At 32.6% G+C, this 10,675-nt stretch carries 9 protein-coding genes; 7 read left to right on the forward strand and 2 right to left on the reverse strand.

What is annotated here, in order from left to right; all coding sequences use genetic code 11:
* The first annotated feature begins 55 nt into the window (after positions 1-55).
* From radA to DIU01_RS12270, 7 genes are all read left to right on the forward strand, one after another.
* Positions 56-1,414 (forward strand): DNA repair protein RadA, encoded by a 1,359-nt coding sequence (gene radA / locus DIU01_RS12240; protein WP_290834861.1) that lies wholly within the window; start codon positions 56-58, stop codon positions 1,412-1,414.
* Between the two features lie 43 nt (positions 1,415-1,457).
* Positions 1,458-1,922, forward strand: a complete 465-nt coding sequence (locus DIU01_RS12245) for a hypothetical protein (RefSeq protein WP_290834862.1) — start codon at positions 1,458-1,460, stop codon at positions 1,920-1,922.
* Positions 1,919-3,865 (forward strand): transglycosylase domain-containing protein, encoded by a 1,947-nt coding sequence (locus DIU01_RS12250; protein ID WP_290834863.1) that lies wholly within the window; start codon positions 1,919-1,921, stop codon positions 3,863-3,865. The genes DIU01_RS12245 and DIU01_RS12250 overlap by 4 nt, the downstream gene beginning before the upstream one ends.
* A gap of 186 nt (positions 3,866-4,051) precedes the next feature.
* Complete coding sequence (locus DIU01_RS12255; RefSeq protein ID WP_290834864.1) at positions 4,052-4,813, forward strand: hypothetical protein; 762 nt, start codon at positions 4,052-4,054, stop codon at positions 4,811-4,813.
* On the forward strand, positions 4,810-6,465 hold the full coding sequence (locus tag DIU01_RS12260) for a DUF4139 domain-containing protein (protein WP_290834866.1): 1,656 nt from the start codon (positions 4,810-4,812) through the stop codon (positions 6,463-6,465). The genes DIU01_RS12255 and DIU01_RS12260 overlap by 4 nt, the downstream gene beginning before the upstream one ends.
* Before the next feature lie 131 nt (positions 6,466-6,596).
* The gene (locus tag DIU01_RS12265; RefSeq protein WP_290834868.1) at positions 6,597-7,994 is read left to right on the forward strand and encodes a PQQ-dependent sugar dehydrogenase; all 1,398 of its coding nucleotides are present in this window, start codon (positions 6,597-6,599) and stop codon (positions 7,992-7,994) included.
* 6 nt (positions 7,995-8,000) lie between these two features.
* The gene (locus tag DIU01_RS12270; protein ID WP_290834870.1) at positions 8,001-8,384 is read left to right on the forward strand and encodes a hypothetical protein; all 384 of its coding nucleotides are present in this window, start codon (positions 8,001-8,003) and stop codon (positions 8,382-8,384) included.
* Between the two features lie 165 nt (positions 8,385-8,549).
* Here the strand turns inward: DIU01_RS12270 and DIU01_RS12275 are convergent, their stop codons facing one another.
* Together DIU01_RS12275 and DIU01_RS12280 are read right to left on the reverse strand one after the other, a co-directional pair.
* Entirely contained in the window at positions 8,550-9,590 is a 1,041-nt protein-coding gene (locus DIU01_RS12275) for an NADP(H)-dependent aldo-keto reductase (RefSeq protein WP_290834872.1), read from the reverse strand.
* Positions 9,591-9,711: 121 nt separating this feature from the next.
* Positions 9,712-10,674: an OmpA family protein gene (locus DIU01_RS12280; protein WP_290834874.1), complete on the reverse strand. Its 963-nt coding sequence runs from the start codon at positions 10,672-10,674 to the stop codon at positions 9,712-9,714.
* Position 10,675 lies beyond the last annotated feature (1 nt).

The following is a 10,675-nucleotide window of genomic DNA, read 5'->3' on the forward strand; positions in this document are numbered from 1 at the left end:
GAAGCCAAATTAAAAAATAATTTAAAATAAATACTGAAACAAGTTCAGCGTAAAAATGGCAAAACTTAAAACAACTTTTTTCTGTCAGAATTGCGGTTCTCAATATTCTAAATGGCAAGGACAATGCAACGCCTGTAAAGAATGGAACACCATAGTTGAAGAAATTGTTCAGAAAGAGGAAAAAACAAGTTGGAAACCAACATCTGAAGTAAAAAAAGTTCCAAAACCGCTAAAAATTGCCGAAATCGATTCGACTCAAGAAGTGCGAATGAATACGTTAGACGGCGAATTAAATAGAGTTCTTGGTGGCGGAATTGTACCCGGTTCTTTAATACTTTTAGGTGGTGAACCTGGAATTGGTAAAAGTACGTTATTGCTTCAAATATCCTTAAAATTACCATACAAAACCTTATATGTTTCGGGCGAAGAAAGTCAGAAGCAAATAAAAATGCGTGCCGAAAGAATTACTCCAAATGGCGATAATTGCTACATTTTAACCGAAACAAAAACTCAAAATATCTTTCGTCAGATTGAAGAAATTGAACCCGAAATAGTGATTATCGATTCGATTCAAACGCTTCATACCGATTATATTGAATCGACAGCAGGAAGTATTTCTCAAATTAGAGAATGTACTGCCGAACTTATAAAATTTGCCAAAGAAACTAACGTTCCAGTAATTTTAATTGGACACATTACGAAAGATGGAACCATTGCCGGACCAAAAATTTTGGAACACATGGTGGATACCGTTTTGCAATTTGAAGGCGATAGAAATCATGTGTATCGAATTTTACGCAGTTTAAAAAACCGATTTGGTTCTACAGCCGAACTCGGAATTTACGAAATGCAAGGTTCGGGTTTACGTGAAGTTTCTAATCCATCAGAAATTTTACTTTCGCATCGTGAAGAAGAACTTTCTGGAACTGCAATTGCCTCAACTCTTGAAGGAATGCGTCCGTTGATGATTGAAATTCAAGCGCTAGTTTCAACCGCAGTTTATGGAACGCCACAACGAAGTACAACAGGTTATAATGCAAACGGACTAAATATGTTATTGGCAGTTTTAGAAAAACGTGCCGGATTTAGATTAGGAACTAAAGACGTTTTCTTGAATGTAACTGGCGGAATTTCGGTTGATGATCCAGCGATAGATCTTGCCGTTGTTGCCGCAATTTTATCATCTAATGAAGATATTGCTGTAAATAAAGATGCTTGTTTTGCTGGCGAAGTTGGACTTTCTGGTGAAATTCGACCTGTAAACAGAGTCGAACAACGCATTCAAGAAGCGGAGAAATTAGGTTTTGCAACGATTTATGTTTCCAAATACAATAAAATCGCAACAAAATATCCCGGAATAAAAGTAGTCTTAGTTTCTAAAATTGAAGAAGTCGCAAGCGAATTGTTTGGATAATAAAGCCTTGAATTTATTCGTTATCTAAGAAATCAAAATTACTATGAAATCAAAAATTTTACTCACATTAGTAAGTCTACTATTATTTATTTCATGCGATAAATCGAGCGTTTTTAGTGCATTTGATAAAATGCCATCGGATAATCGTTGGCAAAAATCAGATGTGAAAATCTACGAATTTTCTATTGATGACGAATCAAAATTATACAATTTAGAATTTAAATTCAGTCATATTTATGATTACCAATTTGATAGTGTTCCAATAAATTTTGTAATTGAAAATCCGTCGGGCAAAACCGAAAAATTTGCTATAGATTTAATGATAAAAGATGATTCTGGCAGAGAACTTGGAGAATGTTCGGTCGATATTTGCGATTTGAATTATAAAATTAAAGAAGCTAATAAACTTGAAAAAGGAACTTATAAGATTACAATTTCCAATGGCTTCAAACGAGAATACTTGCCTAATGTTTTAGGAATTGGCTTAGATGTTGATGCAGTAAAATGAGAACCAAAAAGCAAAAAATATTCCTATCCTTAAAACTATTTCTCCTTGTGCTTTTCCTTGGAGTTATTGCAGCTTTTTATTTCAGAAATTCGATTTTAGAAAATGTTATTTCCAAAATTGAAACCAAGCTTGACCACGATTATCAATGTGATTTTTCAATTGAAAAAGCAGAATTTGTTGGTTTATCTAATTTGGAATTTCAAAAAATTACTTTGGTTCCAAAAGATGCTGACACATTAGTCAGTATTGAAAACTTAAAAACGAGTGTGAATTTTTGGCAGTTATTTGTTGGAGATATTCAGCTTGGCAAACTTGAGGTTAATAAAGGATTTATTCAATTGGTAAAGAATAAAAACGGTAAAAACTTTGATGCTTTCCTAAAAAATGATGAAGAAAAAAAATCAGATGACAAGCCAAGTTATGCCAAGTTAGCTTATAGAATTTTATCGCAAACCCTAAATTTAGTTCCTACAGACATGAGTGTAAAAGGATTCGAATTTAGAATGGACGACATGGGCAACAAAGTGGTTTTTGATTTCAAACAATTGGCATTGGAAAATAAAAAATTAGCTTCATTAATTAATGTAAAATCTAATGATTTTTCCCAAGATTGGAGCATTACTGGTTTTGCCGATCCACGCGATAGAAAAGCCGATTTGAAATTTTTTAACACCAAAAATGACACCATATTAATTCCGTATTTAGATAAAAAATTCAACTTAAAAACTAGTTTTAAATCCATTCATTTTAATCTCGAAAACCTTGAAATGAGTAGTGGCGAATTGCACATTGAAGGCTTTGCTTCTATTCATGATTTTACTGTAAATCATGCAAAAATTGCTAAAAAAGATGTGCTAATAAAGAAAGCACGATTCGATTATCATTTTCTTTTCGGTGAACGATTTATTGCCATTGATAGCACATCGAAAGTTCAAATAAATGATATAAAATGTACGCCTTATCTTTCTTACACAAATGATGATGATAAAATTTATGCCTTAAAATTGGAAATTCCAAAGATGAAAGCACAAGATTTTATAACCTCGTTACCCGATGGATTATTCAGTCATTTTAAAGGAATGGAAGCGCAAGGAAATTTCAGTTATAACTTGAATTTTGAATACAAAAAAAGCAAACCAAACAACATTATTTTCGACAGCAAACTAAAACCCGAAGGTTTAAAAATCACAAAATACGGTCAGGCCGATTTAAACAAATTAAACTCCGAATTCGTTTATCAAGCAATCGAAAATGGTATTCCGCAACGTCCAATTGTTGTTGGACCAGAAAATCCGTATTTTACACCATTAACCGAAATTTCACCTTATTTGCAAAAATGTGTTTTAACTAGCGAAGATCCATCGTTTTTTAATCATCGCGGATTTATAAATGAAGCGTTCAAACAATCGATTGCTAAAAATATTCGAACTAAAAAATTTGCACGCGGCGCAAGTACAATAAGTATGCAATTGGTGAAAAATGTATTTCTAACTCGTGAAAAAACGCTGTCTAGAAAACTAGAAGAAATTCTACTAGTTTATGTTCTAGAAAACAACAGAATTTCTAGTAAAGAACGTATGTTGGAAGTCTATTTTAACGTTATAGAATGGGGTCCAAATGTATACGGAATTGGCGAAGCAGCTGGATTTTATTTCCAAAAAAGACCAATGGATTTATCGTTGAATGAATGTTTGTTTTTGGCGACAATTATCCCAAAACCCAAAGGATTTATGTCGCGATTTGACGAACAACATCAGTTAAAATCGTATGCAAAACAACAAAATGATTTTTTAACTAGACTGATGCTTCGCCGAAATATCATTACTCCAACAGACACAATCGGATTATTTCCTGTTTCATTAGTTGGTCCGGCAACGAATTTATTAAAACCAAAAGTTGAAGTTATAATTGATTCTACAGCCACAGAAGATTTTGATTTTTAAATTTATTTGCATCGCTTCCCAACCTTTTTCATAAAAAAACGCTCTATATAATTAATCAGCAGTTTTGCTTTAGTTAATTTTAATAGAATGTTATGAAATCGCCATTAACAACAGTTTGCGCAAGCAAACACCTATTATTAAAAAGGCGATACCATATGTTACCTCTAAAAAATAATATATAGACATATGAAAAAGAAATTCACGTTAGAAATAAAAAGTCCTTGTGAGGAAAAAATTAGCACTATGAAACCCAATGCTAATGGGTTTTTCTGCGATTCATGTGCTAAAAGCGTAATTGATTTAAGTAGAAAAACCAATTCGGAAGTTGCTAAATTTTTATCTGAAACTAAAGACCAAAATAACATTTGTGCACGATTAAAGACCTCACAATTGGAAGAAGAATTTGAAATCAATACCCTTTCAAAAATTTCTAATTTCAAATATGCAGCAATTGCGGCAACCGTTTTATTAACAACAAATGCAGTTGGCCAAGAAAAACAACCAGCAAAAACAGAAATTAATTGTCCGAAACCAGCTCGACTTACAGGTGTAGTTGGGCAAGTTGCTGTAAATTCAACATCCAAAAAAACAATTCCAATTACTGTAAAAGGAAAATTAATAGACCTAAAAACCAATAAACCTCTAGATAGCAAAACCTATCCTAATTTGGTTCTGACAATAAATGGATCGCAAAGTTCTATAAAAATAAATCCGAAAACTGGCGAATTTTCAATTCCGATTTTAGTTTCAGAAGGAAGCAAAAGCTTGATGATGAGTATTAGCAGCGACGACTGTTATTTGTCTAAAATGATTCCTTTTAATGTGAAATCGGTTAAGAAAAATGTACTTTTACAAGATATTAGCATTGACACTGCAGAACTATCTAAAATGCACATTGCTGGCGGTTTGGGTGTAAATTATATTGACATTAAAAAATCAAACTCATGAAAAAAATACTTCTATTAACTTTTTTAGTTTCGGCAATTTCTTTTGCGCAGAAACCTATTTTTACTTCGGCAAAAGTAAAATCGGCAACTGTTTATTTTAACGCTGCCGAATTGCAACAAACTACAACCGTAAATCTTCCAGTGGGAACAAGCGAAATCGTAATTAAAAATGTTGCTGATTATTTGAATGAAAATACGATTCAAATTGGCGCACCAAGTTCGGTGACGGTTTTGTCAGTGCAATTCACCCAAAACTACATTTCAGAATATGAAATTGACGAAAGTAATCCTGCCATTAAAAAAGTGCGCGATAGTATTACTTTGGTTCAAAAAGAAATTAAGAAAATTCAAATTGAAACCTATTCGCACCAACAAACTATTGGTTTATTAGACAATAATCAAACAGTTGCTGGAGCAAATTCGGGATTAAGTGTAACCGAATTAATAAAATTGGTTGACTATTACAAAGCAAAAAGAACAGAATTAGATAATGCAGTAGTTTCATTGCAAGAAAAAGAAGCCAATTGGAACAAAAAACTTAAAGCTTTAAACGATAAATTGGTCATCAATACTCAAAAAGAAGACAAAACTTCTAAAGGAAAATTGGTACTTCAAGTAATGAACGAAATTGCAGGAAACGTAAATTTAGATATTAATTATATCACAAACACTGCAACATGGAATCCATTTTATGATTTAAAAACAGAAAGCATAAAAGATGAGATAAATATGATGTATAAAGCTCAAGTAACTCAATGGAGCGGAATTGATTGGAAAAAGGTTAAATTAACTTTATCTAGTGGAAATCCAAATCAGAATAATCAAGCACCAATTTTAGGAGCGTGGTTTTTGAGGTATGGAAATCCTAATAGGTATAGAGATGGTGATAAAAATATAATTTCTAATCAATTGATAGGAAGAGCAACAGGAATTGAAATAAAAGAATCAAATTACAAATATGTCGATACAACTGCAAGTTATGGATTCGATGATTTTTCTGAAGAGGATAATAGCCTCAATAATTACACATCCATAAACGAAAACCAACTCAACGTTTCCTTCGATATTGATATTCCATATGATATTTTGTCTAATGGAAAAGCACATTCTGTAGCCTTGAAAGAAATTAAATTACCAGCAACTTACAAATATTATGCTGCACCAAGAGTTGATAAAGAAGCGTTTTTATTGGCAGAAATTAAGGATTATTCTAAATACAATTTGTTGCCAGGTGAAGCCAATATTATTTTTGAAGGAATGTATGTTGGCAAAACGACTATCAATCCGAATCAAACTTCTGATACTTTAAATTTAAGCATGGGAAGAGATAAAAAAATCAATATTAAACGTGAAAAAGTAGTTGATAAAAGCGGAACTAAATTTTTATCGTCATATAAAGAACAAACGTTTACTTATGATTTAACGGTTAGAAACAACAAAAAAGAAGAAATTCAAATGTTGCTAAAAGACCAATATCCATTAAGTACTGATAAAGAAATTACTATTGAATTACTTGAAGACGGCAATGCCAAAGTAAACAAAGAAACCGGAATTTTAACTTGGGATTTAAAGCTTTCGCCAAATGAAACTAAGAAAATTAGAATTAGTTACAAAGTTCGATATCCAAAAGATAAAGTGATTGATAATTTATAATATAACTAACTCAAGCAGAGAAAAAGCGTAAAGAAAGTAAAACATCTTTGCGCTTTTTTGTTTTGTAAAACGCTATTAATGAATAAATTCAAAGAAATTTTATTAAATTTACAAAACCAAACCACTATGCTATGAAAAAATTACTTCAATTAACAATTCTATTATATTCATTTATAGGATTTTCGCAGACCATTGCATTGCAATCTTTTGCAACAGGTTTTGATAGTCCAGTTGAAATTACTCATGCAGGCGATTCTAGATTATTTGTAGTCCAACAAGGCGGATTAATTCGTGTAGTTTCTTCTACAGGAGTTGTAAACGCAACGCCATTCTTAAATTTATCTGCATTAACAAATGGTGGTGGCGAGCAAGGATTATTGGGTTTGGCTTTTCATCCAAATTATGCAACCAATGGATTTTTCTTTGTCAATTACACCAATCTTTCTGGAAATACCGTCATAGCAAGATATTCGGTAAATGCATCAAATCCTAATATTGCAAACACGACAGGAACTATATTAATGACTATTTCGCAACCCTATTCCAATCACAATGGCGGCAGTATCAAGTTTGGTCCTGATGGTTATTTATACATAGCAATGGGTGATGGCGGAAACGGTGGCGATCCTCAAAATTATGCACAAAATATGACCGTAAATCCTTCGTTTCCGTCGAGAGTTTTTCTTGGTAAAATGCTTCGAATTGATGTAAATGCAACCGTTGCTCCTTTTTATACCATTCCTCCAACAAATCCTTTTGTAGGTCAAGCCGGAAAAGAAGAAATTTGGGCCATTGGTTTAAGAAATCCATGGAAATTTTCGTTCAACAGATTGAATGGCGATTTATGGATTGCCGATGTTGGTCAAAATGCTATTGAAGAAGTTGATAAAGTTGTAAGTCCTTTACCAAATACTGGAATTAATTTTGGTTGGAGATGTTACGAAGGAAACTCTACTTATAACACCGCAGGTTGTGCTGCTGCAAGTACAATGACATTTCCGTTTGCTCAATATTCTCGTTCTGGCGGAGCTTGTTCTGTAACTGGCGGTTATTTTTATACTGGAACAATGTATCCTAATTTTCAAAATAAATATATTTTTTCCGATTATTGCGACAGCAAAATTAGACTAGTAAATTCGGCTGGTGTAATTACTACATCACCCTCTTTTAGTGGTAACATTGCTACTTTTGGCGAAGATATTAATGGCGAATTGTATGTGGCCGGAATTTCATCTGGAACTATTTCTAAAGTTGTTGACTCTTCATTATCAATTTCAGACTTTGAAAAAAATGGTTTTTCGGTATATCCAAATCCTGCAAAAGAATCGTTTACTGTTAAAAGTTCGAGTGAAAATCTGGCCTCAAAAGTTGATTTATTTGATTTAACAGGAAAGTTACTTTTGTCAAAAAAACTAGAAAATAATCCAGAAAATACCATTTCAACTTCATCACTTTCTAAAGGCATTTATTTAATTTCTATCGAAGCTAAAAACGGAACAAGTTTTAATACTAAATTGATTATCGAATAACACTTTATGAACAAACCTTTTATTGCAACAACAATTACAACTAATGAAAACGGAATTTCTGTTTTTGAAGAAGTAGCATTTGACGTAAACCAACGCGGTGGCATGTTTCTTACAGATCAAATTGCTTCTAAAAATTTTAGAATAAGAAAAAGTAATTTTGGTTATGAAACCGATTTTCATTTAGCAGGCGACGCCACTTTCATTGTAATTTTAAAGGGAAGTCTCAAAATAGAATTACAAAATGGCGATTACAAGCTGTTTTCGGCTGGAGATTATTTTATTGCAAAAGACAATCTGCCCGAAAATATAATTTTTGACAATCAAATTCACGGACACAAAGCAAGTGTAATTGGTGACGAATTACTTGAAGCAATTCATATTAAGTTGTAACCATTTTTGTCATTCCGTAGGAATCTGAGCTACTGTTTTCTTTTGAGATTCCTACGGAATGACAAACTCTGTAGTTACCTGAACGAAACTGATAACTGATAACCGAAAACTGAAAACCGAAAACTGAAAACTGACAACTGACAACTGAAAACTGACAACTGAAAACTAAGGCGCAGGATTAGGAATCAACTCCTGAATTTTTTCTATTTCTGATAAAATTTCGTTTGATAAAACTACCTCGAAAGCATCGATGTTTTCCTTCAATTGCTCTAATGAAGTTGCTCCAATTATGGTCGACATCACAAGACTTTGTTGGTTTACAAAAGCCAATGCCATTTGTGAAATTGTTAAGCCATTTGCATTTGCTAAATCGTTATACAATTTTGTAGCTTTGGTAGCATTTTCACCATTATATCTGGTAAATTGAGGGAATTTTGCCATTCTATATTCTGGATTTATTCCGTTTAAGTATTTGCCTGAAAGTACTCCAAAAGCTAACGGAGAATAAGCCATCAATCCTACATTTTCTCGCATACAAAGTTCTGAAAGTCCCACTTCATAAAGACGATTTAACAACGAATACGGATTTTGAATTGTGGCAATTCTTGGTAAATTATGCTTTTCACTTTCTTGTAAAAAACGCATTACGCCATACGGATTTTCGTTAGAAACACCAATATGTTTTATTTTTCCTTCTTTAATCAATCCATCATAAACCGATAAAACTTCGAAGAAATTATCTTGCCATTTGGTGTCTAATTCGGTAACGCCACGTTTTCCAAACATGTTCATTACACGTTCTGGCCAATGCATTTGATACAAATCAATATAATCTGTTTGAAGGTTTTTCAAACTCAATTCAACTGCATCGTGAATATTTTTTTTAGAAAAATTCAACGGTTGACGAATGTATTCTAATCCGCGATTTGGTCCTGCGATTTTGGTAGCAACAACTAGTTTTTCTCTCTCAGAATATCCTATTTTTTGTAACCAAGTTCCAATGTGACGCTCGGTACTTCCAACAATTTGAGCATTTCCACCAATAGGATACATTTCGGCAGTATCAATAAAATTGATTCCTCGTTCTATAGCATAATCCAATTGTGAATGTGCTTCGGCTTCAGAATTTTGATTACCAAAAGTCATTGTTCCTAAGCAAATTGTACTAATTTTTATATCGGTATTCGGAAGTATTGTGTAGTTCATTTTTATAATTTGAAAGTTCAAAGATACAAAGACAAAAAGCGATATAAAAAGAAAAAAGTTCAAAGAAATCTCTGAACTTTTACTTTTAACCTTTTAAACCTTAATAAACTTTTAAACTATTTTAAAGTTCATTCAACATTTTAGAAATTTCGTCTAATTTTGGTGTCAAAATAATTTCGATTCTTCTATTTTTTGATTTTCCTTCTGCAGTGTCATTGCTCATTAATGGTGCAAATTCGCCACGTCCAGCAGCAGTTAGGTTTTCTTTTTTAACGCCTTTATTTTCTGAAAGAATGTTTACAATTGCTGTGGCTCTTTTTGTAGATAAATCCCAATTGTTTTCAATTCCGCCACCAATTGCTCCAAGAATTTTATCATTATCAGTATGACCTTCAATTAACACAGAAATTTCTGGATTGTCTGCAAGTACTTTTCCAACGGCAACAACTGCTGTTTTTCCTTCTGCTCCAACAGCCCAACTTCCTGTTCCGAAAAGTAATTTATTTTCCATAGAAACATATACTTTTCCGTTGCGTTGTTCTACTGTTAAACCTTTTCCTTCGAATGCTTTTAACGATTTTGAAAGTGTTTCTTTCAATTTATTCATGCTTGCTTCTTTAGCAGCAATGTATGATTCTAGTTCGTTTAATCGTTTAGAACTTGCTTCTAAATCGGCTTTCAATTTGTTTAAACGTTCTTGTTCTGCAGCCAACGATTTTTCTTTGGCTTCCAACTTGGCAAGTAATTCTCTATTTTTATCAATATTAGATGAAAGCGCGTCGTTGCTGTCTTTTTCTAATGCTTTGTACGATGCTTGAAGCGTTTTTAGATTTTTATCTGCTGCAGTAAAATCGGCAAGAAGTTTGTCGCGTTCTGCTTTTATTTTATCATAATCCGATTGCAACTTGGATTTATCAGCTTCCAATTGGTTTTTGGATTTTGTTAATTCTTCGTTGTTATCGGCTAAAGATCTATTTTCTTTTTTTAAATCGGCGAATTTAGTTTCTAAATCATTGTATATCTTTTTAGAAACACAAGATGTTGATAGTGCTAACACTAATAATCCTAGGGAAATTCTTTTAATC

It is taken from the genome of Flavobacterium sp., from assembly GCF_003525665.1.
Lineage (GTDB): Bacteria > Bacteroidota > Bacteroidia > Flavobacteriales > Flavobacteriaceae > Flavobacterium.

Coding starts and splice junctions, on each gene's coding strand:
- radA (WP_290834861.1), top strand. CDS start 56: ATGGCAAAACTTAAAACAACTTTTTTCTGTCAGAATTGCGGTTCTCAA.
- DIU01_RS12245 (WP_290834862.1), top strand. CDS start 1,458: ATGAAATCAAAAATTTTACTCACATTAGTAAGTCTACTATTATTTATT.
- DIU01_RS12250 (WP_290834863.1), top strand. CDS start 1,919: ATGAGAACCAAAAAGCAAAAAATATTCCTATCCTTAAAACTATTTCTC.
- DIU01_RS12255 (WP_290834864.1), top strand. CDS start 4,052: ATGAAAAAGAAATTCACGTTAGAAATAAAAAGTCCTTGTGAGGAAAAA.
- DIU01_RS12260 (WP_290834866.1), top strand. CDS start 4,810: ATGAAAAAAATACTTCTATTAACTTTTTTAGTTTCGGCAATTTCTTTT.
- DIU01_RS12265 (WP_290834868.1), top strand. CDS start 6,597: ATGAAAAAATTACTTCAATTAACAATTCTATTATATTCATTTATAGGA.
- DIU01_RS12270 (WP_290834870.1), top strand. CDS start 8,001: ATGAACAAACCTTTTATTGCAACAACAATTACAACTAATGAAAACGGA.
- DIU01_RS12275 (WP_290834872.1), bottom strand. CDS start 9,590: ATGAACTACACAATACTTCCGAATACCGATATAAAAATTAGTACAATT.